19 protein-coding genes and 1 pseudogene are annotated in these 24215 nt (G+C 71.6%); 8 read left to right on the forward strand and 12 right to left on the reverse strand.

The window, feature by feature from the left end; genetic code table 11:
• Positions 1–113: 113 nt before the first annotated feature.
• A complete protein-coding gene (locus tag ACFWXQ_RS36505) occupies positions 114–1292 on the reverse strand; it encodes an acetyl-CoA acetyltransferase (protein ID WP_383952693.1) in 1179 nt (392 codons plus the stop codon).
• A gap of 124 nt (positions 1293–1416) precedes the next feature.
• Here ACFWXQ_RS36505 and ACFWXQ_RS36510 point away from each other — a divergent pair, with 124 nt between their 5' ends.
• On the forward strand, positions 1417–2691 hold the full coding sequence (locus tag ACFWXQ_RS36510; protein ID WP_383952691.1) for an acyl-CoA dehydrogenase family protein: 1275 nt from the start codon (positions 1417–1419) through the stop codon (positions 2689–2691).
• Positions 2691–3179 (forward strand): annotated as a pseudogene (locus tag ACFWXQ_RS36515) (nitroreductase family deazaflavin-dependent oxidoreductase); the annotation flags it as partial. The gene ACFWXQ_RS36510 and the pseudogene ACFWXQ_RS36515, both read left to right, overlap by 1 nt.
• A gap of 151 nt (positions 3180–3330) precedes the next feature.
• Here ACFWXQ_RS36515 and ACFWXQ_RS36520 read toward each other — a convergent pair.
• The gene (locus ACFWXQ_RS36520; RefSeq protein ID WP_079052949.1) at positions 3331–3978 is read right to left on the reverse strand and encodes a TetR family transcriptional regulator; all 648 of its coding nucleotides are present in this window, start codon (positions 3976–3978) and stop codon (positions 3331–3333) included.
• Positions 3979–4115: 137 nt separating this feature from the next.
• Here ACFWXQ_RS36520 and ACFWXQ_RS36525 point away from each other — a divergent pair, with 137 nt between their 5' ends.
• Together ACFWXQ_RS36525 and ACFWXQ_RS36530 are read left to right on the forward strand one after the other, a co-directional pair.
• Positions 4116–4925 carry a VOC family protein gene (locus ACFWXQ_RS36525; RefSeq protein WP_383952689.1) on the forward strand — a complete coding sequence of 270 codons (810 nt, stop codon included), beginning with the start codon at positions 4116–4118 and terminating at the stop codon, positions 4923–4925.
• Between the two features lie 289 nt (positions 4926–5214).
• Positions 5215–7599: a PQQ-binding-like beta-propeller repeat protein gene (locus tag ACFWXQ_RS36530; protein WP_383952687.1), complete on the forward strand. Its 2385-nt coding sequence runs from the start codon at positions 5215–5217 to the stop codon at positions 7597–7599.
• A gap of 514 nt (positions 7600–8113) precedes the next feature.
• On the opposite strand, the gene ACFWXQ_RS36535 is transcribed toward ACFWXQ_RS36530, so the two are convergent.
• From ACFWXQ_RS36535 to ACFWXQ_RS36550, 4 genes are all read right to left on the reverse strand, one after another.
• A complete protein-coding gene (locus ACFWXQ_RS36535) occupies positions 8114–8614 on the reverse strand; it encodes a hypothetical protein (RefSeq protein ID WP_383952685.1) in 501 nt (166 codons plus the stop codon).
• Between the two features lie 115 nt (positions 8615–8729).
• A complete protein-coding gene (locus ACFWXQ_RS36540; protein ID WP_383952683.1) occupies positions 8730–9500 on the reverse strand; it encodes an enoyl-CoA hydratase/isomerase family protein in 771 nt (256 codons plus the stop codon).
• Complete coding sequence (locus ACFWXQ_RS36545) at positions 9497–9940, reverse strand: Zn-ribbon domain-containing OB-fold protein (RefSeq protein ID WP_383952682.1); 444 nt, start codon at positions 9938–9940, stop codon at positions 9497–9499. Before ACFWXQ_RS36545 ends, ACFWXQ_RS36540 begins: the two co-directional genes overlap by 4 nt.
• Before the next feature lie 53 nt (positions 9941–9993).
• Positions 9994–11148, reverse strand: coding sequence for a lipid-transfer protein (locus tag ACFWXQ_RS36550; RefSeq protein ID WP_383952680.1), 1155 nt, complete (start codon positions 11146–11148; stop codon positions 9994–9996).
• An 87-nt stretch (positions 11149–11235) separates the two neighbouring features.
• On the opposite strand from ACFWXQ_RS36550, the gene ACFWXQ_RS36555 reads away from it, so the two are divergent.
• Positions 11236–12915, forward strand: a complete 1680-nt coding sequence (locus tag ACFWXQ_RS36555; protein WP_383952678.1) for a fatty acid--CoA ligase family protein — start codon at positions 11236–11238, stop codon at positions 12913–12915.
• Between the two features lie 123 nt (positions 12916–13038).
• On the opposite strand, the gene ACFWXQ_RS36560 is transcribed toward ACFWXQ_RS36555, so the two are convergent.
• The 3 genes from ACFWXQ_RS36560 to ACFWXQ_RS36570 are packed head-to-tail and all read right to left on the reverse strand — an operon-like array spanning position 13039 to position 16632.
• Complete coding sequence (locus ACFWXQ_RS36560; RefSeq protein WP_386270100.1) at positions 13039–15624, reverse strand: FtsX-like permease family protein; 2586 nt, start codon at positions 15622–15624, stop codon at positions 13039–13041.
• Positions 15625–15628: 4 nt separating this feature from the next.
• Positions 15629–16393 carry an ABC transporter ATP-binding protein gene (locus tag ACFWXQ_RS36565; protein WP_383950147.1) on the reverse strand — a complete coding sequence of 255 codons (765 nt, stop codon included), beginning with the start codon at positions 16391–16393 and terminating at the stop codon, positions 15629–15631.
• A complete protein-coding gene (locus tag ACFWXQ_RS36570; protein ID WP_383950144.1) occupies positions 16390–16632 on the reverse strand; it encodes a hypothetical protein in 243 nt (80 codons plus the stop codon). The genes ACFWXQ_RS36565 and ACFWXQ_RS36570 overlap by 4 nt, the downstream gene beginning before the upstream one ends.
• 204 nt (positions 16633–16836) lie before the next feature.
• Here ACFWXQ_RS36570 and ACFWXQ_RS36575 point away from each other — a divergent pair, with 204 nt between their 5' ends.
• The 3 genes from ACFWXQ_RS36575 (at position 16837) to ACFWXQ_RS36585 (ending at position 20187) form a co-directional block, all read left to right on the forward strand.
• Complete coding sequence (locus ACFWXQ_RS36575; RefSeq protein ID WP_383950141.1) at positions 16837–18117, forward strand: sensor histidine kinase; 1281 nt, start codon at positions 16837–16839, stop codon at positions 18115–18117.
• Positions 18105–18764, forward strand: a complete 660-nt coding sequence (locus ACFWXQ_RS36580; protein ID WP_190229026.1) for a response regulator transcription factor — start codon at positions 18105–18107, stop codon at positions 18762–18764. The genes ACFWXQ_RS36575 and ACFWXQ_RS36580 overlap by 13 nt, the downstream gene beginning before the upstream one ends.
• Positions 18765–18966: 202 nt before the next feature.
• Positions 18967–20187 (forward strand): serine hydrolase domain-containing protein, encoded by a 1221-nt coding sequence (locus tag ACFWXQ_RS36585; RefSeq protein WP_383950138.1) that lies wholly within the window; start codon positions 18967–18969, stop codon positions 20185–20187.
• A gap of 109 nt (positions 20188–20296) precedes the next feature.
• Here the strand turns inward: ACFWXQ_RS36585 and ACFWXQ_RS36590 are convergent, their stop codons facing one another.
• From ACFWXQ_RS36590 to ACFWXQ_RS36600, 3 genes are all read right to left on the reverse strand, one after another.
• Positions 20297–20449: a hypothetical protein gene (locus tag ACFWXQ_RS36590; RefSeq protein ID WP_383950135.1), complete on the reverse strand. Its 153-nt coding sequence runs from the start codon at positions 20447–20449 to the stop codon at positions 20297–20299.
• A gap of 190 nt (positions 20450–20639) precedes the next feature.
• Positions 20640–20924: a hypothetical protein gene (locus ACFWXQ_RS36595; RefSeq protein ID WP_362080691.1), complete on the reverse strand. Its 285-nt coding sequence runs from the start codon at positions 20922–20924 to the stop codon at positions 20640–20642.
• 215 nt (positions 20925–21139) lie between these two features.
• Positions 21140–24106: a BTAD domain-containing putative transcriptional regulator gene (locus ACFWXQ_RS36600; RefSeq protein WP_383950132.1), complete on the reverse strand. Its 2967-nt coding sequence runs from the start codon at positions 24104–24106 to the stop codon at positions 21140–21142.
• Positions 24107–24215 lie beyond the last annotated feature (109 nt).

Genomic DNA, 24215 nt, shown 5'->3' on the forward strand with positions numbered 1-24215 from the left:
GATCGCGGATCGGATCGCCGGTCGCGGGTTTCGCCGATTAGTTTCTTCCTCCCTCGCCGTCTACCCGACGACACAGAGTTGACCGACCAGCCCCCACCGGGCCGCAGGTCGGACTAGGACGGTGATCGCCCAAGTACCACCGTTGCCGACGAGCAGAACCAGCCGCCCGTTCCCGAGGCCACGGCCAGTTCGGGGAGGTGGCCGTCCGGGCGGTGGATCTGGCGGGTGCCTGCCTCGCCGCGGAGTTGGTGGACGGCCTCCACGAGGAGGAACAGGCCCCGCATGCCGGGGTGCTGGGCCGAGAGGCCGCCTCCGTCGGTGTTGACCGGGAAGTCGCCGCCGACGACCTTCAGGCGGTCCTTCGCCACGAACTCACCCCCCTCGCCCTTCGCGCAGAAGCCGAGGTCCTCCAGCGTCACCAGGGTCATGTAGGTGAAGGCGTCGTAGATCTCGGCGAAGTCGATGTCCTGCGGAGCAACCCCCGCCCGCTGGAAGGCCGTTCGGCCGCTCACCGCCGCCGGTGACACCGTGAAGTCGGGCCACTCCGACATCGTCGTGTGGGAGACGTGCTCCCCGGTGCCGAGGACCCAGACGGGAGCCGTACGGCAGTCCTGGACGTATTCCTCGGCCGCGAGCAGGACCGCCGCCCCGCCGTCGGAGCGTATGCAGCAGTGCAGCTTGGTGAAGGGGTCCGCGATCATCGGGCCCGAGAGGACGTCGTCGACCGTGATCGGGTCCCGGAACATCGCGTCGGGATTCAGTGCCGCGTTGGCCCGCGCCTGCACCGCCACCGACGCCAACTGCTCCAGCGTTGTGCCGTATTCGTGCATGTGGCGGCGCGCGGCCATCGCGTACTTGGCGATCAGCGTGTGGCCGTACGGGACTTCGAACTGCAGGGGGCCACGGGCGCCGAAGGAGAGGTTGCCCGTGCGGCGGCCCGCCTTGATGTCCGCGCGGGCCGTGGACCCGTACACCAGGAGGACCGCGTTGGCGTGCCCGGCGGCGATCGCGTCCGCCGCGTGGGCCGCCATGACCTCCCAGGTGGAGCCGCCGACGGAGGTGGAGTCGACCCAGGTGGGCCGCAGGCCCAGATACTCGGCCACCTCGACCGGTGCCAGCGTGCCGAGGCCCGCCGAGGCGAAGCCGTCGATCACCGTGCGGTCCAGGCCCGAGTCGGCCAGGGCCCGGCGGGCTGCCTGGGCATGGAGCGCGTACGGCGTCGCCTCGTCCACGCGGCCGCAGTCGGAGAGGGACACGCCGACGACCGCCACCTTCCGCCCACACCGTGTCATGAATCTGACGGTACATCAGATCCGGTGCCCTCGGCAGGCGGTGTACGAGTCGTCGCGCCTCTGTGCATCTGGCCGCCACCGCTCTAACATGACGCGCCGTCAGATGCGAAGGAGTGTGCTGCCCATGGACGCCACCTTCACCGCGGAGCAGGACGAGATCCGCCGCACCCTCCGTGAGCTCCTGCTCAAACGCTGTGGTCCGGAGGAGGTCAGGACCGCCGTGCGGACCGAGGGCGGGTACGACTCCGCGCTCTGGGAGACCCTCGCGCAGCAACTCGGGCTGCCCGGGCTCGCGTTTCCCGAGGCGTACGGAGGGGTCGGCTGCTCCGTCACCGAACTCGCCCTCGCCAGTGAGGAGTTGGGACGGACGCTCGCACCCTCGCCGCTTCTCGCCACGGCCGTGCTGAGCGCGCCCCTGCTGCTGGCCCTCGGGACCGAGGACCAGCGGGCCGCGCTGCTGCCCCGGATCGCCTCCGGCGAACTCACCGCCGCGCTCGCGGTGTCGGGCGCGAGCCTGACCACCGCCCTCGGGCTTACCGGCGACAACCGCGGTGACTGGGCGGGCGGCGGCCGCGCGGGAGGCGTACAGGCGCGGCGGACCGACGGCGGGTGGCGGCTGTACGGGCAGGCCGACCAGGTGCTCGACGGGCACAGCGCGGGCCTGCTGCTCGTGCCCGCGCACGCCGGAGGCTTCGCCCGCTCACGGACTCTGCTCTTTCTTGTACGGGACCCTCTCGTACGGGATTCTCTCGTGCAGGGCTCTCTCCTGCAGGGCTCTCTCCTGCAGGGCTCTCTCGTCCAGGACGGTTCCGGGAGTGCGGGGGCCACCCGCGTACGGCTGACCTCCCTCGACGAGACGCGGTCGCAGGCGCGGGTCCAACTCCGGGACGTGGAAGCCGAGTTGCTCGGTGGGGAGGACGAGTCCGCCGATGTGGCCGCGGCGCTCGCCTCGGTCGGTGACTCGGCCGCCGCCGTCCTCGCCGCGGAGGCAGTGGGTGCCGCCGACCGCGTACTGGAGCGGACCGTCGAATACGTCAAGCAGCGCGAGCAGTTCGGGCGTGCGATCGGGTCCTTCCAGGCCGTGAAGCACCGGCTCGCCGACCTCTACGTACAAGTGCAGGCGGCGCGCTCGGCGGCGTACTACGCGGCCTGGGCGACGGCCGCCGGGGAGGAACGCGTGGGCGGGCTCGCGCTGGCCCAGGCGCTGGAGGCGCAGCGGATCACCTCGTCCGAGGCCGTGCAGCTGCACGGCGGCATCGGGTTCACCTGGGAGCACGAGGCGCATCTGTACTTCAAGCGGGCGGCCGGCGACGAGCTGCTCTTCGGGCCGGTGCACCGGCTGCGGGAGCACGCGGCGGACGCGGCCCGGCTGTTCGGCGGCGGGGAGGTGGCGGTCTGATGGGCGCCGGAGTAGGAGTTCGGATCGTGCAGAGGGTGTCCTCGACACCCGCCTTCGCGAAGGTCGCGCCCCATCTCATCCCCGCGATGGACCGTGCCGTACACCGGCTCACCCGCGGAAAGGTGCTGCTCAGCGCCCAGATGCTGCCCGGCGTCATCCTCACCGCGCGCGGCGCGAAGAGCGGACTGCCCAGGCGTACGCCGCTGGCCTGCATGCCGGAGGGAGGGAAGGGGAGGGAGGGCGCGAGCTGGATTCTGATCGGGTCCAACTTCGGGCGTACGGACCATCCGGCCTGGACCGCCAACCTTCTCGCCCATCCCGACGCGGAGGTGAGCTGGAAGGGCAGGGACATCCCGGTCACCGCGCATCTTCTGCGGGGCGAGGAGCGGGATACGGTCTGGAAGGCGCTGCTGGAGTTCTGGCCGCCGTACGCGACCTACCAGGCGCGGGTCGAGCGGGAGATCCGGCTGTTCCGGATCGTCCGGCGGGAGGCACCCGGGAGTTCCGGGGGTTCCGGGGGTTCCGGGGGTTTCGGGAGTTCGGGGAGCGCGACAGGCGGCAGCCCACCTGAGTGAACTGCCGCCTGTGTGACAGGACTTGTGCCTGGAAGACCCGGCGTCCGGCGCGGGGTGCGGCGGACTACTTGGTCGGCTTCTTGCCGGTCACACCCAGATGCACCAACAGGGCGAGGTTCGGCTTCAGTTCGGCCTGCTTCACGCCCCAGGACTGGAAGCCCTTCTGGTGCGAGGCCACCGCCGCGAGCATCGCGACGAGGGAACCCGCCATCGCGGCCGGGCTGACGTCCTTGTCGACCTTGCCCTTCGCCTGAAGCTCCTTGACCGTGTCCGTGAGGGAGTTGTTCACGGAGTTCAGGATCTTCATACGGATCTTGTAGAAACGTTTGTCGCCCTCGGCGGCGCCCAGGTCGACCACGCGGAGGATGGCGTCGTTTTTGCGCCAGAACTCCAGGAAGCCGTCCACGAGTTCCTGCGCGGTCTGCCAGCCGGCCTTGCCGACCCAGGAGCGCCCTTCGAGGAGTTCCGTCAACCCGGCGCCCTCCGCCGCCATTTGCTCTGCAATCTCCAGGACGGCGCCCTCGACGTCCGGGAAGTACTGATAGAAGGTCGCCGGTGAAGTGCCCGCCTTCCGCGCGACGTCGATGACTTTGACGTCGCGGTAGGGCGAGGAGCTGAGCATCTCGCTGAGGCAGTCGAGCAGCTTCTGCCGCGTCGCCTGCCCGCGCCGACCGGCCACACGGCCGTCGACGGTACGCACTTGTCCTGTCATGACGTCAGCTTACCGAGGGGTGATCGGAGCGCTATTCGGCCGACTGCAAATGGGGTGCGCGGGCCTTCGGAGCGCGTGCGGAGGAGGGGGGAACCGCTCGCTCTGCGGGATGCGTGAAAGGCCGTTAGCTTGGCCGCATGGCTGGATCTGAAGGCTCTGCCGCTTTCGCCGAGGGCGTCCCCTGCTGGATCGACGCCCAGCTTCCGGACGTCGAGGCGGGCAAGCGCTTCTACGGCGAGCTCTTCGGGTGGACCTTCGAGCCCTTCGACAAGACGGCGGAGGCGGCGACCGGGCCCGCCCCGGGGTCCCTGGAGCCCCCGGCCCCCGCGGCGTACGCGGGCCCGGGCCCGTACGCCGGCTCCGTACGGGCGCACCTCGACGGCGAGCCCGTGGCCGCCCTCGTACCGAAGCGGGACGGGCGGATGCCCACCGTGTGGACGGTGTACTTCGCCACCCCGGACGCCGACGACCTGGCCGGCCGGATCCGGGAGGCGGGCGGCCAGGTGATCACGACTCCGGTGCCGGTGGGCCCGTACGCCACGATGGCGCTCGCCGCCGACCCCGAGGGCGCGGTCTTCGGGCTCTGGGAGGGCGCCACGCACCCCGGCTTCGGCAAGCGGCACGGGCAGGGCTCCTTCAGCTGGGTCGAGCTGTACGCGCGCGACACGGCCGTCGCCGACTCCTTCTACACCCGTCTCTTCCACGACGCCCTCTTCGGCCCCGGCACCACCCGCGACTTCGGCCGGGTCCTCGTCACCGAGGCCTTCCCGGCCGAGATGCCGCCCCACTTCCTCGTCCACTTCGGGGTGGACGACTGCGAGGCCCGGCTCGGGACGGTGGTACGGCTCGGTGGACGGGTCCAGGCGCCGCCCTTCGACACCTCGTACGGGCGCGTGGCGGTCGTCACGGACAACCAGGGGGCGTCCTTTGCCCTGCTGCAAACTTGAAATTCGCGGTGCTTCAGTACTGAAGGGCGTACGAACGGCGTGCGCAAAGCTGCGAAAGGCGACGAAAAACACCGGGCGGCGTTGAAAAGCAAGGCGAGCACGAGTCTTTTGTCCCGAGACGCGCAGAGACATCCCGATTCGGGCCCGGGTTCGCAACCGGAGCCGCGGCCAGGAAGAATCGGGGTGCGTGCCGCCGGAGAGGCTCGGTGGTGAGACGCTGCGCAGTGGCTGAAGCTGCGGCTGGAGCGGTGGCTGGAAGCGCGGCCGCGTACGGGGAGGTGGCAGGCAAGTGGTGGATCAGCTGACACAGCACGATCCGCGGCGGATCGGGCCGTTCGAGGTGCTGGGACGGCTGGGAGCCGGCGGCATGGGGCTGGTCTATCTCGCGCGCTCGGCCTCGGGCCGGCGGGTGGCGATCAAGACGGTCAGGACGGAGCTCGCCGAGGACCAGCTGTTCCGGGTCCGCTTCTCGCGCGAGGTGGAGGCGGCCCGCGCCGTCTCCGGCTTCTACACGGCCGCCGTGGTCGACGCCGACGCGCGCGCCGCCGTGCCCTGGCTGGCCACCGCCTATGTGCCCGCGCCCTCCCTCGAAGAGATAGTGACCGAGTGCGGGCCGCTGCCGGCCCAGGCGGTCCGCTGGCTCGCGGCGGGCGTCGCGGAGGCCCTGCAGTCCATCCATGGGGCAGGGCTTGTCCACCGCGACCTGAAACCGTCGAACGTCCTTGTCGTGGAGGACGGGCCGCGCGTCATCGACTTCGGAATCGCCTCCGGGGTGTCGAACACACGTCTGACGATGACCAATGTGGCCGTCGGTACCCCCGCCTACATGTCGCCCGAGCAGGCGAAGGACTCCCGCAGCGTGACCGGCGCGAGTGACGTGTTCTCGCTCGGCTCGATGCTCGTCTTCGCCGCCACCGGCCATGCGCCCTTCCACGGCGCGAACCCCGTCGAGACCGTCTTCATGCTCCTGCGCGAGGGCCCCGACCTCGAAGGCCTCCCCGACGAGCTGCGCCCGCTCATCGAGTCCTGCATGCAGATGGAGGCGACGGGCCGCCCCAACCCGGCCGACCTCCAGGCCCAGCTCGCACCCCACCTCTTCGGCTCCGGCTCCGACGACAGCGGGACGGCGTCCGCGTGGCTGCCCGAACGGGCCGTGGGCCTCATCGAGCAGCGCCGCGGGGGCCGGCCGGCGGCCAAGCTGTCCTCCGGCCGCAGCGGTGGCCGTGGCGCCCCCGTGGTGCCGCCTCCGCCGCCCCACGACCCGCCTCCCGTTCCTGTCGGCGCCGGCACGGGGCGGCACGGCGGTGCGCCCGACACCGGGCCCGTACGCCTTGCCGGCGCCCAGGTGCCCATCGGGCCGGGGCCGCGGGTCGCCGACGCCCGTGCTGCCGCCGTGAAGGCACCTCCTCCCGAAGCCGGGCTCGCCGCTTCCTGGTCGCGGGCGCGGCCCGGTGTGAACGGGGCCGACCCTGTCGTGCCCGGCGTCGGCATCGGCGCCGGGCCTGTCCCGGTGCCCGCGCCTGCGGCGGCGCCCGGTGCCGACTCCGGGTCCTGGCGGCCTTGGCGGTTCCGTATGTCGAACGACGTGTGGGGCACGCCCGCCGTTGCCGGCGACCTTGTTTATGTCACGTCCTTCGAGGTGCATGCCCTGGACGTGGCCACCGGGCGGCGGCGCTTCAAGACCCGGGACGTCGCCTGGTCCATGGCGGTCGCCGGGGGGCGTGTGCACGCCTCCGACGGGCCTACCCTTTTCGCCCTCGACGCGCGCGAGGGCACCGATCTGTGGCGGCTGCCGACCGACGCGTGGGTGTACTCCCTCAAGGCCGACCGCGGCACGGTCGTCACCGGTACGCGTGGCGGTGGCGTACAGGCCTGGGAGGCTGCCAACGGGCAGAAGCTGTGGGAGATCACCGGCGCTCAGACCGACTTCGAGTCGCCCGAGGCCGGGCCTGCCGTCCATGACGGCACGGTTTATGTCTGGAAGGACGCGCGGCTGCGGGCTCTGGAGGCGCGTACTGGTGAGGAGCGGTGGTCGTATCCCATTGGGGACGCGGCGTCGTGTGGTGGGGTGCCTGTCCGTATCACGCAGGCTGATGACGGGTATGTGTACGTGTCCGCCGGGACGCGGGTGCTTGCCATTGATGTCGCCGGTGGGCATGTGCGGTGGCATTTCGAGGCGCCGGCGGTCTTTCTTAGCCCGCCGACCTTTGCGCCTGGGCCCGCCGTCACGGGTGGCGGGATCTATCTCGCCGACTATCTCGGCACGGTGTACGCGCTCGACGCGACGGATGGGCGCGATCGGTGGCGTATCGCCACGGAGGCGCGGTCCTCGCTGGATCCCGTGCTTGTCTCCGCGGGGCATGTGCATGTGGGGTCCGGGAAGGGGCTCTACACGCTTGACGCCGTCACCGGTACGCCGAAGTGGCGCTTTCAGGCGGGGGGTGACGTGGTGGGTGCGCCTGCCGTTGCCGACGGGCGGATTCACTTCGGGTCTACCGATCATCTGCTGTACACGCTGAAGGCCGACGATGGGCGGCTGCGGTGGAAGCTGGCCACGGGTGGGGAGATCACTGGGGCGCCCGTTGTTAAGGACGGGGTGGTGTACGCGTGCAGCAAGGATCGGTGCGTGTACGCGCTGGACGCGGAGAAGGGGACGGGGACTGCCCGTTCCTGAGGGGTTTGTCGTCTGCGGGTGGGTGGGGGCTGATCGCGCAGTTCCCCGCGCCCCTAAAAGCCCCGCCAGTCGCCCGCCGTCGAGTCGGGCCCGCGCCGGGGCATCCGATCGCAGCTGTGTCATCCCGTACTGATTGGTTGCCCATCAGAGTTCGTGCTGCGATCGGAAACCCCGACACGCCCCCTCCGGCAGAAGGGCGACTACCGCCGAGTGGGGAGGGCGGGCCACGCCCCGTCAGGGGCGCGGGGAACTGCGCGCTAAGCCACGACGCACCCGCACGTACGCACCCGGCCTCAGCCACGCCATTCAGGGGCGCGGGGAACGGCGCAGTCTTTTGGCTTTTAGGGGCGCGAGGAACTGCGCGACAAGCCACGACGCACCCGCACGTACGCACCCGGCCTCAGGCACGCTGATCAGGGGCGCGGGGAACGGCGCAATCTTTTAGCTTTTAGGGGCGCGGGGAACTGCGCGACCAGCCCCCACTGGGCCGCAGGTTTCCACAAGGCGGACGCGCTCAGCGGTATTCCACGGGCGGACCATCAAGCGTCGGTACCGCCGGATCCGGCGGAGGTACGTACACGGGCTCCGCCCGCACCCCACGGCCGCGTAGGACCACGGAAGCCAGGAGCAGCAGAAGACCACCGCCAAAGGCGAGACCCGTGCCGGGGCCAAGGCCGTTGGACGGGGTGCCGGAGATTACGAGGCTGCCGGCGGCCTGGCCCACCCGGATCAGCCAGAGAACGGTGAAGCCGAGGACGATCACGCCGGCCAGAGCCACCAGCAGTCGCGACCGAAGCAGCAGCCCGGCCAGCGTGATCAGCGCGGCGCCCGCGAAGGGCAGGAAGAGCGAGGCGAAGAGCTCCGCGGGGACGTTCGTGACGCCGCCGGAGGAGAAGAGGTCCCCGAGGCGGTAGTGCCTGCCGTGACGGCCGTCGTACCAGGCACGGAAGGGGCTCCATACGGCGGCCGTCGCTCCGGCGAGAGCAAGGACGGACCCGAGCAAGGTGCGGACCATGCGCGGACCTCCGTTCCCGGGCTCTCGATGCCGACGCTACGCCGGGTCCCCGACCTCCGCCACGCGACGGCCACGCTCAGTGACGACTTGGGGCGGGTGGCGGCTCGGCTGAGGGTCAGCGGGTCCGGTACTCACCACGGCGGCCGGTGAACAGTCCCGCCTGTGCCTCGTTCGGGAGGTTGCCCATTGATACGAGATGTGGGGCGTGCGCCAGCGCGGCCGTCCGGGTCGCCTCCTTTGCCGCCCACAGCGCCCGGACCGTTCCCTGCACGGCCTCTGTCGGGTAGGACGCGATGATGTCCGCGCACCGCACTGCGGCGGCCAGTGCCTCACCGGGTGCGGTGAGCTCGCTGACCAGTCCGACCTCGTACGCCCGCCGTGCGGAGACCCGCTCGGCCGTTCCCATCAGCGCCATCCGGGCGACCTCCCCGAACGGCATCCGCTGTGCCAGGAGGATGGACTCGTAGGCGCTGACCATGCCGTATGTGGTGTGCGGATCGAAGAACGTGGCCGTTTCGTCGGCGATCACGAAATCCGCCTCGCCGATGAGGTAGAAGGCGCCGCCGCAGGCCATGCCGTTCACGGCGATGATGACCGGTTTCCACAGGTCGCACGCCTTCGGGCCGATGGTGATCAGCGGATCGTCCACCATGTAGGGGGAGTTGGGCTGCGGGACATCGGCGCCACGGTCGAGCCCCGTGCAGAAGGCCCGTCCGCCCGCGCCCGTGAGCACGATCGCCCGCACCGCGTCGTCGAATCTGAACTCCCGCCAGGCAGTGGTCAATGCGGCCGCTGTGTCCAGATCGATGGCGTTGAGTTTCTCCGGGCGGTCGAGGGTGACGACCGCGACGCCGGTGTCCTTGTCACTGGAGACGTGAAGGGTCATGGCCGCTCCAGTACCCAGCGAGGCAGCCCGGCACCGCTTCCGCCGTCCTCGCCGCCCGCGAAGACCACCTGCACCTTCGCCCCGATCCGGATCCGCTCCTGGGCAACGGAGTTGAGCGCCGCGTCCGGCCCGCTGACGAGGTTCCCCACGAGCCGTATGCGCGGCGCGTCCGCCAGTTCGACGACGATCACGTTGTACGGGGCCTGCGCCGCGTAGTCGGGCAGCAGCGGCGGATGCGGGACGACGTACGACCAGACGCGCCCCTTGCCGCTCATCCTGCGCCACTCGGTGTCGAAGGAGTGGCAGTGCGGGCAGCAGGGGCGGGGCGGGAAGCGGAGTTCGCCGCAGTCGGGCTCGGCGCAGGCCTGGACGCGCAGTTCGCCCCGGGCGGCGTACTCCCAGAAGGGGGCGCCGTCGTCATCCACGACAGGTGTCAGCATGTCGGCTCCTCGGTTCGGCGGAAGCTCGGTCGATCAGTAATTCATGAGCACGGTCAGGTTCTTAGGAGGAGGGCTGACGTCGGTACGCCCTCGCCCGCTGTGACCAGGCAGGTGGCCGCGCCCGGTACCTGCGCGGTGCTCGTGCCCCTCAGTTGCTTCACGCCCTCGTTGATGAGGTTGAAGCCGTGGACGTACGCCTCCGAGAGGCCGCCGCCGCTCGTGTTCAGCGGTAGACGTCCGCCGATCTCCAGGGCGCCGCCCTCCGTGAACGCGCCGCCCTCGCCCCGGTCGCAGAAGCCGTAGCCCTCCAGGGAGAGAGGGATGAGAGGGGTGAAGGCGTCGTAGATCTGGGCGACGTCCACGTCCTCCGGGGTGAAGTCCGCGTGTTTCCAGAGGTGGCGCGCGGCTGTCCAGGCGGGGCCCGTCAGCGGGTCGTCGTTCCAGTAGTTGACCATCCCGTGGTGCTGGGCGGGCAGGCCCTGGGCGGCGGAGTGGACGTACACGGGTCGGCGGCGGCAGTCGCGCGCACGTTCGGCGGAGACCACCACGCAGGCCAACGCGCCGTCTGTTTCAAGGCAGTTGTCGAAGAGGCAGAGGGGCTCGCTGATCCACCGCGAGGTCATATACATGTCCCGGGTCAGCGGGCGTTCGTACATCATCGCCGCCGGGTTCTGGTTGGCCCGGTTGCGGCAGGCGAGGGCGACGTTGAAGAGGTGGTCGCGGGTCGCCCCGTACTCGTGCAGATAGCGGCGGGTGAGCATGGCTATCTCGTCGGCCGGGCGGAGGAGGCCGAAAGGGCGGGTCCACTGGGCGGGGGTGGGGAGTTGGACGGCCGTGTTCTTCCACGGGCGCGGGCCGCTGCCGCGTTTGCGTGAGCGCCAGGCGACTCCGACCGTCGCCTGGCCGGTGGCCACCGCGGCGGCCAGATGCGCGACGGTGGCGCACGAACCGCCGCCCCCGTAACCGACCTTGCTGAAGAAGGTGAGGTCGCCGAAGCCGACGGCCTTCGCCACCTCCACCTCGTCGGTCTCCTCCATCGTGTAGGAGGCGAGCGCGTCCACCTCGGCGGGGGAGATCCCGGCGTCGTCGAGAGCGGCGAGGATCGCCCGGCAGGCCAACGCCTTCTCGCTCTCGGGGAGTTGCTTGGCGAAGGGAGTCTGCCCGATCCCTACGACGGCCGTGGCGTCCTTGAGTCCTGCCCCTGTCATGGGCGCACCTCCACCGTGGTCCACGAATGCTGACAGGGCGTCAGGCTACAGCTAATCTGACGGGTAGTCAGCTAGTGGGAGTCGACCATGGGGAGGCTCGTTGTGCGCGGTGACATGGAGTGGGGCACCATTCCGGGGCTGGTGCGGGGGGCGGCCGAGCGGTACGCCGACGTGGAGGCGGTCGTCGAGGGCCGTACGCGTGTCTCGTACGCGGAGTTGGGCGTCCGGGTGGAACGTGCGGCGGCCGCCTGCGTCGCGAACGGCGTCAACCCCGGTGACCGCGTGGCCATCTGGGCGCCCAACACCCTGGACTGGATCGTCTCCTCGCTGGGCGCGGTGTCCGTCGGCGCGGTCCTCGTGCCGCTCAACACCCGCTTCAAGGGCACGGAGGCTGCGTACATCCTCTCCCGGAGCCGGGCCAAGCTGCTGTTCGTGACCGGGACGTTCCTGGGGACTTCGTATGTGGCTTCCCTGCGGAGGGCGGCCGGGGAGGGTCCGGATTCCGCGGGTCGAGGGGCGGGTTCCGGCGATCGGGGGTTGGGTTCCGGGGGGCGGGGGGTGGGTTTCGTGGGGCCGCTCGCCGGGCTTTCGGATCTTGAGCAGGTGGTGGTTCTCTCGGACGATGCCCCCGCCGACTTCCGTACCTGGAAGGACTTCCTGGCGAGCGGGGACGGCGTGGACGCTGCGGAGGTACGGGCGAGGGCTTTGGCGGTCGAGTCGTCCTTCGCCTCGGACATCGTCTATACCTCGGGTACCACGGGGCGCCCCAAGGGCGCAGTGATCACCCACGCGCAGACACTGCGGGCGTACGAGGTGTGGAGCGATCTCGCGGGCCTCCGCGAGGGCGACCGCTATCTGATCGTGAACCCCTTCTTCCACACCTTCGGCTACAAGGCCGGTGTCATCGCCTGTCTGATGCGGGGCGCGACGATGATCCCGCAGCCGGTGTTCAACGTGGACACGGTCCTCGCGAACGTGGCCTCGGAGCGGATCTCCGTGCTGCCGGGACCGCCCACCCTCCTTCAGTCGCTTCTGGACCACCCGGGCCGTGACGCGTACGACCTCTCGCCCCTGCGTCTGGTGGTGACGGGCGCCGCGGTGGTGCCGTTGCGCCTGGTGGAGCGGTTGCGGGAGGAACTCGGGGTGGGGACCGTTCTGACCGCCTACGGACTTTCCGAGGCCAGCGGGATCGTCTCGATGTGCCGACGCGGGGACGAGCCCGGCGTGATCGCGTCCACGTCCGGCCGGGCGATCCCGGGCACGGAGGTGCGGGTGGTGGACGCGGCGGGCGTCTCCGTCGCTCCCGGCGCACAGGGCGAGGTCCTGGTCCGCGGGTTCAACGTCATGGGCGGTTATTACGAGGACGACCGGGCCACCTCCGAGGTCCTCACCCCCGACGGCTGGCTCCGCACGGGTGACGTCGGCGTCCTGGACCCGGCCGGCAACCTCCGTATCACCGACCGCATCAAGGACATGTTCATCGTCGGCGGCTTCAACGCCTACCCGGCGGAGATAGAGCAACTCCTCGGCCTGCACCCGGACGTGGCCGACGTGGCGGTCATCGGCGTACCGGACGCGCGGCTCGGCGAGGTCGGCAGGGCGTACGTCGTGCGCCGGCCGGGAGCCGTGACGACCGCGGACGATCTCGTCGCCTGGGCCCGACGGGAGATGGCGAACTACAAGGTGCCCAGGACGGTGGAGTTCGTGGGTGAACTGCCGCGCAATGCCAGCGGGAAGGTCGTCAAGGGCGAGCTGCGGGCGCGCTGAGGGGCGCTGGGGGGCGCTGGGGGGGCTGGGGGGGCTGGTTCGGAAGCGGGAGTACGGGCAGACGCGCGGCCGGATTACCCCGGCCGCGCGTCTGCCCGTACTTCCGGGCCGTCCATGTGGCGCTTATTCGCGGGCGGACAGCGCATGCGCGGGGGCCGTGCGCAGTGCCTGGCGGGTGGGGAGTTCGACCGTGATGAAGGCCGTGCAGATCACGGTCAGTGCGACGGCGGGGAGCAGCCACACCGGGCCCGCGGGCCACGGCCGGTCCAGGAAGCCGATGCCGAGCAGCGCGAGGGGGATCGCGGACAGCAGCAGGCCGGTGGTGAGTGCGGCGGCTCCGATGACCGCGGCCTCGCGGCGCATCATCGCGAGGATCTGGCGCGGCGTGGTGCCGTTGAGGCGGAGCGTGGCGATCTCGCCCTGCCGCTGTGCGGTGGTGGCGACGAGCTTGTTGGCGATGCTGAGGAGGAGGTAGCCGAGGAGTACGACGATGAGGGCCAGGTTGATCCAGACTTCCGGCGGCGCGTCGGTCAGGCTGTCGCCCGATCCGGTGTCGGTGGGCGCGAGGGCCAGGCCTGGGCGGGACGCGACGAGGGCGGTGAGGGCCTGCTGTGCGGCGGCGGAGCCGTCGGTGCGGACGAGGATGCTCTGGTCGAGGCCCGTGGTCGTGTGGCCCGCGACGAGGTCGTGGGAGAGGGCGAGCGGGCCGAAGCCGAGGGCGCGGTCGTAGACGGCGACGACCTTGGGGCTGACCCGGGTGCCGTCCCCGAGGACGAGGGTGATGCGGCTGCCGAGTCCCGAGCCGGGGGAGCGGGCGACCTCGGTGCTGACGGCGACCGTGTCGCCCTTGAGGCGGGCCAGGCTGCCGTCCCGTACGCCGAGGTCGAGGACGCCCGACGCGGCCGGGGTCAGGATCATCGCCGAGCCGGATTCGACGACCGGGTCACCGAACTGCTTGTACTCCCGGATCACGGTGGTGTCGCTGACCGGGGCCGCCGCCTCGACACCCGAGGTTTTGGTGACGGCGGCGAGGGTGCCGGCGGGCAGGCCGCCGAGGCCCGGCGCGGTCAGCCGCTGCTGGGCGATGGTGCCGGTACGGGTGTCCTGCGCGGTGGCGCTCATGACCGTCGTCTGGGCCAGCGTGTAGGTCAGGACGAACACGACCGCCATGGCCAGGGCACTGACGACCCCGGAGAGCCGCAGCGCGTATCCGCGGATGTTGGACACCGCGAGCCAGGTCGGCGCCGAGACCCCGGGCCGCAGCCGCCGGCCCGCCGCGTCGCCGATGCCCCGGACCAGGGCGGGTCCCGCCAGGGCCAGGCCGATCGCCCCGATGATCCCGGCCATGGAGGTGGCCGTCGCGCCGAGGACGGTACGGCTCAGCAGGGGTGCGGCCGACAGCGTGGTGGCGGCGACGATCAGCAGCAGGCCGAAGCGGGCCCGCGTCTTCGACGGCGTGCGGGGTTCGCTGCGGGACTCGGCGACCGCCTCCGTGGCCGGCATGCGCGAGGTGCGCCACGCGGCGCTGCGGGCCGACACCTGCACGGCGAGACCGAGGAGCAGGACGGTGGCGAGCGCGGGCAGCGGACTGAACGTGAGCGGCAGGACCTCCGGGATCACCTCGCGGTCGACGAGCATCCGCCGGAACTGCCCGGCCAGGAGGTAGCCGAGACCCACTCCGGGCACGACCGCCGCGGCGGCGATGATCGAGGCCTGTCCGGCCGCAAGTCGCCTGATCTGTTTGGGAGTTGCGCCGACTGCCCGCATCAGGGCCAGGTCGCGGCGCTGGCCGCCGATCGATACCGCGAGCGCGCTCGCCATCACGAAACCGATGATCAGCATGATGATTCCGCCGAGCGAACTGGCCAGCAGGATCAGCAGCGAGCGGGCGGCGCCCGCGCCGGGGGAGGCGATGTCACCGCGCTCGGAGCCGGTGGAGACGATCAGGTTGGCGGCGCCCGCGCCGGGGGCGGTGGTATTCGTCTTCCTGCTGGTGTCTTTGATCTTTTCGCGGGCCGCTGCGGCCACCGAGGCCTCGGCGCCTGGCTCGGTGTGCAGGGCGATCAGGTCCACGGTTCCGGCGCGTTCTCCGTCTGCGCGGCCGGACAGTCGTACGGCCGTCGGGTCGGCGAAGAGGATTCCGGCGTCCGGTGCGTCGACCAGCGCCGTGACGCGGTAGGCGGTCGGGGCGCGGCCGGCCGCGACGACCTGGACGTTGTCGCCCACCCGGACTCCCGCGGTGGCGGCCGTCGCGCTGTCGAGGGCGACCTCGCCGGTGCCGGCCGGAGCGGATCCGTCGACCTTCGCGTCCACGAGGAGCTTCGTCGAGGACCAGCCGTGTCCGGCCGTCCGCGGGTCCTCGGTCGGTACGACCCGGCCGTCGGCGTCGACGAGGGCGGCGGGGAAGCCGATGTCGCCCACCGCCGCGGTGACGCCGGGCAGTTGGGCCAGCTCGTCGACCAGTCCGGCCGGGACCTTGCCGCGCTCCGGGAGCGCGATCGGCAGGTCGGGGCCCGAACTGAAGCTCTGTTCGGTGGAGACCACGACCTCCGCGCCCGCCAGTCGCCCGGCCGGCAGCTGGGAGCGGAACCCGGACTCGGCCAGCACCCCGGTGCCGGTGATCAGGGCCGCTCCGCCGAGGACCGCGCACGCCACCGCCAGGAGGGCGGTGATCCGGTGTCCGGCCATCCGGACCGCGAGATGCAGCATGGTTCTAGACCTCTCCGAGCTTGACGAGACGGTCGGCCAGTTCGGGGGCGGTGGGCTGGTACAGGCGCTCGACCACCCGGCCGTCGGCCATCACCACCGCGTGGTGCGCCTGGGCGGCGGCGGCCGGGTCGTGGGTGACCATCACCACCGTCTGGCGCAGTTCGTCGACGAGTTCGCGCAGCAGGCCGAGCACCTCGTGGGCGCTGCGCAGATCCAGTGCTCCGGTCGGCTCGTCGGCGAACACGACGGCCGGCTTGGCCACCAACGCCCGTACGATCGCGGCCCGTTGCTGCTGGCCGCCGGAGAGCTCGGCGGGCCGGTGCGAGAGCCGGTCGGCGAGACCGACCCGCTCGACCAGCGCCCGCAGCCACTCCCGGTCGGGGGCCCGCCCCGCCAGGCGCAGCGGCAGCGTGATGTTGTCGGCGACGCTGAGGGCGGGGACCAGGTTGTAGGACTGGAACACGAACCCGATGTGCTCGCGGCGCAGTTCGGTGCGGCGGGTCTCGTTCAGCCCGGCGATCTCCTGGCCGCCGATACGGATGCTTCCCGAGGTGGGCGAGTCGAGACCGGCGGCGCAGTGCATCAGCGTGCTCTTGCCGGACCCCGAGGGCCCCATCACGGCGAGGAACGTGCCGTTCTCCACGGCGAGCGACACGTCGTCGAGGGCGTGGACGCCTCCCGCGTACGTCTTGCTGACGTTCGCCAGCGCGATGGCGGGAGCGGTCCGTGTCGGTGTCGGGTGGCCGGCTCCCGCGTGGACGCCGCTCATCGCCGGCCCCGCAGGTGGCGGGTGACGAGCGCGGTCACGCACAGCGCGGTGACGACGCCGCAGGCCAGGTGGATCGTGGTGGAGGCGGTGCCGTAGGAGGCCACCATGTTGCCGACGGTGCTGATGACCAGCACCAGCCACAGCGTCGTACGCACGATGTCGGCCCGCTGCACGCCGGGCCCCGTCTCGTCCGGGTTCTCGATGCCGCCGGTGAGGCGGTAGGGGTCCGTGGTCGTCATGGCTGTTGTCTCCGAACTCGTCGTGTTCCGGGGGCCCTTGGGCGGGTCCCCCCGGCGTGCTTCGAAGCTACGGATCAGCACCCTGCGCGGCCGAGCCCGCCAGCAGCCCGAGTGGGGGTACAGCAGGCTGTACCTCTACGCTCCTCATCGACAGCGAACCGGCCGCCCGCACAGGGCTGTTCACGAGGGAGAGGGGTGGGGCGGATGTCGACCTCGACCCGGCACGGTGAGCCGGTCGACGCGGGCCGGCCCGGGATCACGGCAAGCGCGATCCGGACCGCCGAGGCCGCCGGCGGCGCGCTCGGGCAGCTCATCGGCGGGCTCGGGACCGCGATGCTCGCGCTGGCCGTGCTGGTCTGGCTGGCCGTCGCCGCCCTGACGTCCGTCGTGGGCGTCGGGCTGCTCATGGCCCCCGCCGTGCTGCGCGCCCTGCACTCCCTCGCCGACCGCGAACGCCACCGGCTCGCCCGGTGGGGTCCCGAGATCATCGGGCCCGACCCGGCGCCGACCCGGCTGCGGCTCGCCCTCGTCGACCCGACCACCCGGCGGGAGCTGCGCTGGCTGGCCCGGCACGGCACGCTCGGGCTGCTGCTCGGCCTGATCGCGCTGCTGCTGCCGCTGATGGCCGTACGCGACGCGCTGTTCCCGCTGTACTGGCGCTTCATGCCGGAAGGCGCGACCAGTACGTCCGTGGGCCTCGGCCATGCCCAGGGCTGGCCCGACGCCCTGGCCGTGACCCTGCTGGGGCTCGGCTGGATCGCCATCATCCTGGGCCTCACCCCCGCCATGGCACGGCTCCAGGCGCGGCCGGGACGCACCTTCCTCGCGGCCGGACCCGACACCGACCTCTCCCTGCGCGTCGCGGAACTCACCGCCACCCGGGCCGCCGCCCTGGACGCCCACGCCACCGAACTGCGGCGCATCGAGCGCTCGTTGCACGACGGCACCCAGAACCGGCTCGTCACCGTCACCGTGCTGCTCGGCGCCGCCCGCCGCATGGTGGCCCGCGATCCGGCGGGCGCCGACGAACTCCTCGAACGGGCCCAGAGCGCCGCCGAGCAGGCCCTCGCCGAACTGCGCTCGGTCGCCCGGGGCATCCTGCCGCCCGTACTGGCCGACCGCGGGCTCGAAGGCGCGCTCACCGGACTCGCCGCGAGCTGCCCGGTGCCCTGCCGGATCGACGTCGAGGCACCCGAGCGGTGCGCCGCGTCCGTGGAGGCCAGCGCCTACTTCGTGGTCGCCGAGACGCTCACCAACATCGCCAAGCACAGCGGGGCGAAGAGCGCCACCGTCACGGTCCGCAGCCGTGGCGGCCGGCTGCGACTCGACATCACCGACGACGGCCGCGGCGGCGCCGACGAGGCGGGCGGCTCCGGGCTCACCGGCATCCGCCGCCGCATCGCGGCCCACGACGGCACCCTCGACCTGGCCAGCCCGCCCGGCGGCCCGACAACTCTCAAGGTGGACATGCCATGCGGATTGTGATCGCCGAGGACGACCCGCTGCTGCGGGAGGGACTCGCGCTGCTGCTGCGCGCCGAGGGGCTCGACGTGGTGGCCACCGCCGGTACCGCCGACGGCATCCTCGACGCCATCGACACCCACAAGCCCGACGTCGCCATCCTCGACGTACGGATGCCGCCGACGCACACCGACGAGGGGATCGTCGCGGCCGTCGAGGCCCGGCGGCGACGGCCCGATCTGGCGGTCCTCGTCCTGTCGGCGTACGTCGAGCAGTCCTTCGCCACGGATCTGCTCGCCGGCGGGGTCACCGGGCTCGGCTACATGCTCAAGGAACGGGTGGGCCGCGTCGAGGAGTTCCTCGACGCGCTCAACCGGGTGGCCGCCGGGGGCACGGCCATCGACCCGGAGGTCGTCGCGCAGCTCTTCACCCGCAGCCGCCAGGACACCCGCCTGGAGCGGCTCAGCCCGCGGGAGCGCGACGTGCTCGGGCTCATGGCCGAGGGCCTGGGAAACGGCGCCATCGCCGAACGGCTCGTCGTCACGGACGGCGCCGTCCACAAGCACATCCGCAGCATCTTCGCCAAGCTCGACCTGTCGCCCGCCGACCAGGTGGACCGGCGGGTCGCGGCGGTCCTGCGCTACCTCGACGACGCGCGCCGACGCACCTGACGTACTGTCACCGGCCCCTGATCCCGGCGGTGTTGGCCGAGGTCAGGACGGGTCAGGTAGAGCAGGCGCTACCGGCGCAGTGGGGTGGGCACCCGCTCCGAACGGCCAGGCTGCCGGATCGTGACGCGGGGCCGGAATTCCTAGGTTGGTGATCACACCGCAACGGCGGTACGACGACCGACCCGCAAGGAGCCCGCCCCACATGAAGACGAAGCTCACCTCCCGCATTGTGGCCACGACGCTGGTGACCGCCCTTGCCGGTATCGGACTGACCCTGCCCGCGGCGGGCGCGACGGGGCAGGCGGCGAAGCCGGCGCCCGACAGGACGCACGGCAAGACGCTCAACAAGGGGCACGGCAAGGCGCACGACAAGGCGCTTCAGGCGGACGTGGACGCGATCCTGAAGACCGGGACCGTGGGTGTCGTGGCCCAGTCGACGGGTCCGCGGGGCTCCCGGTACGCCACCGCCGGCGTGGCCGACAAGGCCACCGGCGCGGCCGCCCGCTCCGGCGACCGGTTCCGGATGGCCAGCGCCAGCAAGACGTTCGTCGCCACGGTCGTACTCCAACTCGTCGGCGAGGGGCGGCTGTCGCTGGACGACACCGTGGAGCACTGGCTGCCGGGAGTGGTGTCCGGCAACGGCAACGACGGCAGCAGGATCACCGTACGGCAGCTGCTCCAGCACACCAGCGGGCTGTTCAACTACACCGCGGACCTCCCGGTGCTGGCCAGCGTGGACGACTACCAGGCGGGCCGCTACACCACGTGGGCCCCGGAGCAGCTGGTCGGCATCGCTATGGGCCACGCCCCGGACTTCGAGCCCGGTGCCAAGTGGGCGTACTCCAACACCAATTACATCCTCGCCGGAATGATCATCCAGAAGGTCACCGGGCACAGCTGGGAGCAGCAGGTCACCAAGCGCATCATCCGCCCGCTGGGCCTGCGCGACACATCCGCCCCGACGACGGACTCCCGGATCCCCGGCCGCCACCTGCACGGCTACTCCGACTTCGGGAAGACCGGGCCGACGATCGACACCACCGCGTTCAACCCGTCCGCGGCCGGCGCGGCCGGCGCCATGATCGGTACGACGGCCGACCTGACCCGCTTCTACCAGGCGCTCCTGGGCGGCAAGTTGCTGCGCCCGGCGCAGCTCGCGGAGATGAAGACGACCGTACGGGCCGCCGACCTGGACCCCGTGTGGCCCGGCGCGAGCTACGGCCTGGGCCTGCTGAAGGTCCCGCTGACCTGCGGCGGCTCCTACTACAGCCACGCGGGCGACTTCCCCGGCTACACCACCCGCAACGGCGTCAGCCCCGACGGCCGCCGGGCCGTGGTCCTGCACGCGACCGGCGACGGCGCCTCCGACCTGTCCACCGAGCAGGCCCAGAACAACCTGATCGACGGCGAACTCTGCGCCTGAGACCGGGTTGCCCCGGCCGCGACAGCCCTCCCTCCGGGGTTGTCGCGGCCTTGAGCCGGTTCAAGGCGATGGGGGCCGAGCCCGCCCAGGTCGGCCCCCATCGGGTCTTCTACGGTGCCGAGCCGGCCGGTGAGGTCACGGAGGCGGGCGAGTCCGGTGCGGGTGCAGGCATGGAGTTGTCGGCCAGGGCCGGGCTCGCGGAGGCCGCGGCCGCGGTGAGTATCAGGGCGATCGTGGTGAGGATCTTCTTGGCTCGGGTCATGCCTGCTCCTGTGGGAGAGGGGACTTCCGGACATCAAGGGACGCCGGCGACAAGCGGGACGTTCGTTCGACGGCATCGAACGGTTCGGGCCGCCTGTTGGCCCGTACCCGTGCTCATGCCCGGACAGACCACGGCCGCGGTGGCTCCCCCTCCGCGCCACCGCGGCCGGTCCCCGTCGGGATGAAGGTCTCTACTTGCTGCCGTCGAGGTCCAGCGCCGGCGGGGAGGGCATGCCGTTGTCCATGGTCCGGATGTCGGCCGGCTCACTGGGCATACCGTTGTCGAGCGTGGTGACCTCGGGGTCCTTGACCGGCGGCGCGGGCATCCCGTTGTCCTGGGTGGTGGCGTCCGAGCCCTTGGCGGGCGGCGTGGGCATCCCGTTGTCGAGCGGTGTCACGACCGGGTCCTTGGCGGGCGGCGTCGGCATGCCGTTGTCCTGCGTGGTGAGGTCCGTTTCCTTCTTCGTCTCGCTCATGGGCCTGAATCCCTCCGTTGTGGTGACGAGTAAGGAACGCCCGCCCAGAAACTCCCCCGAGGGTCTCTGGACGGGCGTTCGGAGCCGCACATTAGCCGTTGGGCTCCTGGTCAGACCGTCTGCCCCCCGACGCGACGGTGTGACACGTACGAGAGTGCCGGGCGGAGATAAACGAATGCTGAACGTCCGCTACTGCCCTGTCACTGGCACGCCTTTCACGCTGCGGTGGCGGGCGTGAGCAGTGCGCGTACCTCCTCGGCCTGCGCGGCACCGCCGTGCTGTTCGTAGAGGTTGAGCGCCTCGCGCCAGCAGGCCCTGGCCCGGTCGACCTGGCCCAGCATGGTGAGGGCCCGGCCCAGCAGCGTCAGCACCGTGCCCTGCATGCGGTCGCCGCCGATGCAGCCGAGCGCGAGGGCCTGCTCGGCGTGCTGGGCCGCCTGCGCGGGGCGGCGGGCGGCCAGGTGCACCTCGGCGATGCGGAAGTTGGTCGTCCCCTCCCAGAGCCGCTGCCGGTGGCTCCCGAAGACGGACAGGGCGTCGGAGAACTGGCTGAGGGCCTCGGTGTGACGGCCGGCTCTCGTCAGGGCGATGCCCAGGGTGAAGTGACCGTTGGCGAGGCGCAGGGTCTGGCCGATCTCCAGGTACGCCGAGAGGGCGCGCTGCGCGATCTCCACCGCCATGGCGATGTTCCCCATGCCCAGGTGCGCTCGCGACAGGTTGCACAGGCTGAGCGCTTCGAGGGGCCGGTTGCCGATCGTGGCGTACCCCTCGATCGCGCGCTCGAAGAACGGCTTGCCGTCCGTGTACTGCTCCTGGTGCATGAGGGTGAGCCCGCGGTCGTTGGCTGCCCAGCTCATGGCCATGGCGTCCTCGGCGGAGGCGGCGAGTTCCATGGCGAGTTGCGCCTGCTCGGCAGCCTGCTGGATGCGGCCGGAGACCAGCAGGACGTTCGTGAACGTCGTCCGCGCTCTGCCCTCCGCGTGTGCGTCCCCCGCGGTCCGGGTGGCCTCGCACATCGCCCGCGCGGTCGTCTCGTACTGGTGGGAGTTGGCTCCGGACTCGGTGAGGTCCTTGGCGGCCCACAGCAGGTCCACCGCCCGCCGCATCCTGTCCGTGCCCACGGACTGCCGTACGCAGGCCAGGAGCGGCGAGGCCTCGTTGTAGAGCCAGTCGAGGGCGGAGCTGCCGTCGGTGAACCGCAGCCCCGGGTACTCCGTCGTCTCCAGGTGGTCGATCAGCCGGTCGCCGGGCCGCTCGATCGCGTAGACCCCGGCGGCCGTGGCCAGGTAGAAGTCGAGCATCCGCGACATCGCGGCCGTCCGCTCGCCCGGCGGCTGTTCGTCCCGCTCCGCGCACGCACGAGCGTAGAGGCGTACCAGGTCGTGGTAGCGGTAGCGGCCGGGGGCGGCCGATTCCAGGAGTGAGGTGTCGACGAGGGATTCGAGGAGGTCCTCGGTGTCCTCGACGGGGAGATCGAGCATTGCCGCGGCGGCGGCCAGGGAGATGTCCGGGCCGTCGGCCAGTCCGAGCAGCCGGAACGCGCGGGCCTGGGCCGGTTCCAGCTGCCCGTACCCGAGCTCGAAGGTGGCCTTCACGGCCAGGTCGCCGGCCTGGAGTTCGTCCAGCCGGCGTCGTTCGTCGGCGAGCTTCGCCGCGAGGACCGAGACCGTCCAGGTGCGCCGGGCCGCCAGACGGGAGGCGGCGATCCTGATCGCAAGGGGCAGGAATCCGCAGGCCGCGACCACGTCGAGCGCCGATTCGCGCTCCGAGGCCACTCGTTCCTCGCCCACGATCCTCGTGAAGAGCTGGAGGGCCTCCTCCGGCGACATGACGTCCAGGTCGATGAGATGGGCCCCGGCGAGGTCGACCATCCGTACCCGCGATGTCACCAGCGCCGCGCACCCTTCCATGCCGGGCAGCAGGGGGCGTACCTGGGCCGCGTCCCGTGCGTTGTCCAGCAGCACCAGGATCCGGCGGCCGTCCAGGGTCGAGCGGTACAGGGCGGCCCGCTCCTCAAGGGAGTCCGGTATCGCCGCGTCGGCGGTGCCCAGGGCGCGCAGGAAGGCGCCAAGGACCGTCTCGGGTGCGACCGCCCGCGGGCCCGCTCCCTGCAGGTCCACGTACAGCTGTCCGTCCGGGAAGGCGCTCCGGGCCCGGTGTGCGACATGGACGGCCAGCGTCGTCTTGCCCACGCCGCCGATGCCGGCCAGCGCCGACACCGCCATCACCTGGCCCTCGGCCGCCGACGCCGCCGCCAGCACCTCGCTCAGCTCGGTCACGAAGGACGACCGGCCGGTGAAGTCCGAGACAGTGGCGGGGAGTTGGGCCGGGCGCACCGGTGCGGCCGCGGTCTCGGGGGCCAGCGGGGCGGAGGGTTCCGCGAGCCTCGGGTCCGCCTGAAGAATGCGCTGTTGCAGTTCCTGCAGACCGGGCCGCGGGTCCACGCCCAGCTCGTCGGCCAGCAGCCGGCGGGTGTCCGCGTAGGCGGCCAGGGCCTCCGCCTGCCGGCCCGAGCGGTACAGCGCCAGCATCAGCAGCTCGCGCAGCCGTTCCCGCAGGGGGTGGGCCGCGGTGAGCGCCGTGAGTTCGGAGATCGCTTCCGCGTGGCAGCCCTGCTCCAGGTCCATGTCCAGCCGGGACTCGACGAGTTGGAGCCGCCACTCTTCCAGGCGGGCGCGCTGGGTCTCCGCGTACGGACCCGGCACGCTCGCCAGGACCTCTCCGTCCCACAGGCTCAGCGCCTTGTTCAGCAGGGCGCGCGCATGGCACAGGTCGCCCGTCGTCTTCGCCTTCTCCGCGTCGGCCGCCAGCTCCTGGGCCAGCGCGAGGTCCAGCGAAGCACCCACGCCGGACTCGTCGGTGAGCCGGACGGCGTATCCGCCCGACTCACTCACCAAAACCCCCGGCGAAAGAACCTTCCGCAACCGCGAGGCATACGTACGAACCGCCGCCAGTGCCTGGGAAGGCGGTTCCTCGCCCCACAGTGCGTCGATCAGTTCGCCCGCCGTGGCCGTGCGGCCCTCGCGGAGCAGCAGGGCCGCCAGCAGGGCACGTTGTTGAGGGGACCCGGTGGGCAGGGAATCCGCCCCACGCCAGGCGCGCACCGGGCCGAGCACGCTGAAGCGGAGCGCCGCCGAATCATCGGGACGCCACTGCTCCGGTACTCGCGGTACACCGTCCATCGCTGCCCCCTGCCGAAACGTCATGACAACCAGGCCAGTTTGCCTTGTTCATGGCGGATGCGTCAGCCGTGGGAGATACCGATCACAGGCCGCCGTGCCGAGTGGCGCA

Origin of the sequence: Streptomyces sp. NPDC058697, assembly GCF_042715345.1 — a bacterium.
GTDB lineage: Bacteria > Actinomycetota > Actinomycetes > Streptomycetales > Streptomycetaceae > Streptomyces > Streptomyces liliifuscus.

Coding starts and splice junctions, on each gene's coding strand:
- ACFWXQ_RS36505 (WP_383952693.1), bottom strand. CDS start 1,292: ATGACACGGTGTGGGCGGAAGGTGGCGGTCGTCGGCGTGTCCCTCTCC.
- ACFWXQ_RS36510 (WP_383952691.1), top strand. CDS start 1,417: ATGGACGCCACCTTCACCGCGGAGCAGGACGAGATCCGCCGCACCCTC.
- ACFWXQ_RS36520 (WP_079052949.1), bottom strand. CDS start 3,978: ATGACAGGACAAGTGCGTACCGTCGACGGCCGTGTGGCCGGTCGGCGC.
- ACFWXQ_RS36525 (WP_383952689.1), top strand. CDS start 4,116: ATGGCTGGATCTGAAGGCTCTGCCGCTTTCGCCGAGGGCGTCCCCTGC.
- ACFWXQ_RS36535 (WP_383952685.1), bottom strand. CDS start 8,614: ATGGTCCGCACCTTGCTCGGGTCCGTCCTTGCTCTCGCCGGAGCGACG.
- ACFWXQ_RS36540 (WP_383952683.1), bottom strand. CDS start 9,500: ATGACCCTTCACGTCTCCAGTGACAAGGACACCGGCGTCGCGGTCGTC.
- ACFWXQ_RS36545 (WP_383952682.1), bottom strand. CDS start 9,940: ATGCTGACACCTGTCGTGGATGACGACGGCGCCCCCTTCTGGGAGTAC.
- ACFWXQ_RS36550 (WP_383952680.1), bottom strand. CDS start 11,148: ATGACAGGGGCAGGACTCAAGGACGCCACGGCCGTCGTAGGGATCGGG.
- ACFWXQ_RS36555 (WP_383952678.1), top strand. CDS start 11,236: ATGGGGAGGCTCGTTGTGCGCGGTGACATGGAGTGGGGCACCATTCCG.
- ACFWXQ_RS36560 (WP_386270100.1), bottom strand. CDS start 15,624: ATGCTGCATCTCGCGGTCCGGATGGCCGGACACCGGATCACCGCCCTC.
- ACFWXQ_RS36565 (WP_383950147.1), bottom strand. CDS start 16,393: ATGAGCGGCGTCCACGCGGGAGCCGGCCACCCGACACCGACACGGACC.
- ACFWXQ_RS36570 (WP_383950144.1), bottom strand. CDS start 16,632: ATGACGACCACGGACCCCTACCGCCTCACCGGCGGCATCGAGAACCCG.
- ACFWXQ_RS36575 (WP_383950141.1), top strand. CDS start 16,837: ATGTCGACCTCGACCCGGCACGGTGAGCCGGTCGACGCGGGCCGGCCC.
- ACFWXQ_RS36580 (WP_190229026.1), top strand. CDS start 18,105: ATGCGGATTGTGATCGCCGAGGACGACCCGCTGCTGCGGGAGGGACTC.
- ACFWXQ_RS36585 (WP_383950138.1), top strand. CDS start 18,967: ATGAAGACGAAGCTCACCTCCCGCATTGTGGCCACGACGCTGGTGACC.
- ACFWXQ_RS36590 (WP_383950135.1), bottom strand. CDS start 20,449: ATGACCCGAGCCAAGAAGATCCTCACCACGATCGCCCTGATACTCACC.
- ACFWXQ_RS36595 (WP_362080691.1), bottom strand. CDS start 20,924: ATGAGCGAGACGAAGAAGGAAACGGACCTCACCACGCAGGACAACGGC.
- ACFWXQ_RS36600 (WP_383950132.1), bottom strand. CDS start 24,106: ATGGACGGTGTACCGCGAGTACCGGAGCAGTGGCGTCCCGATGATTCG.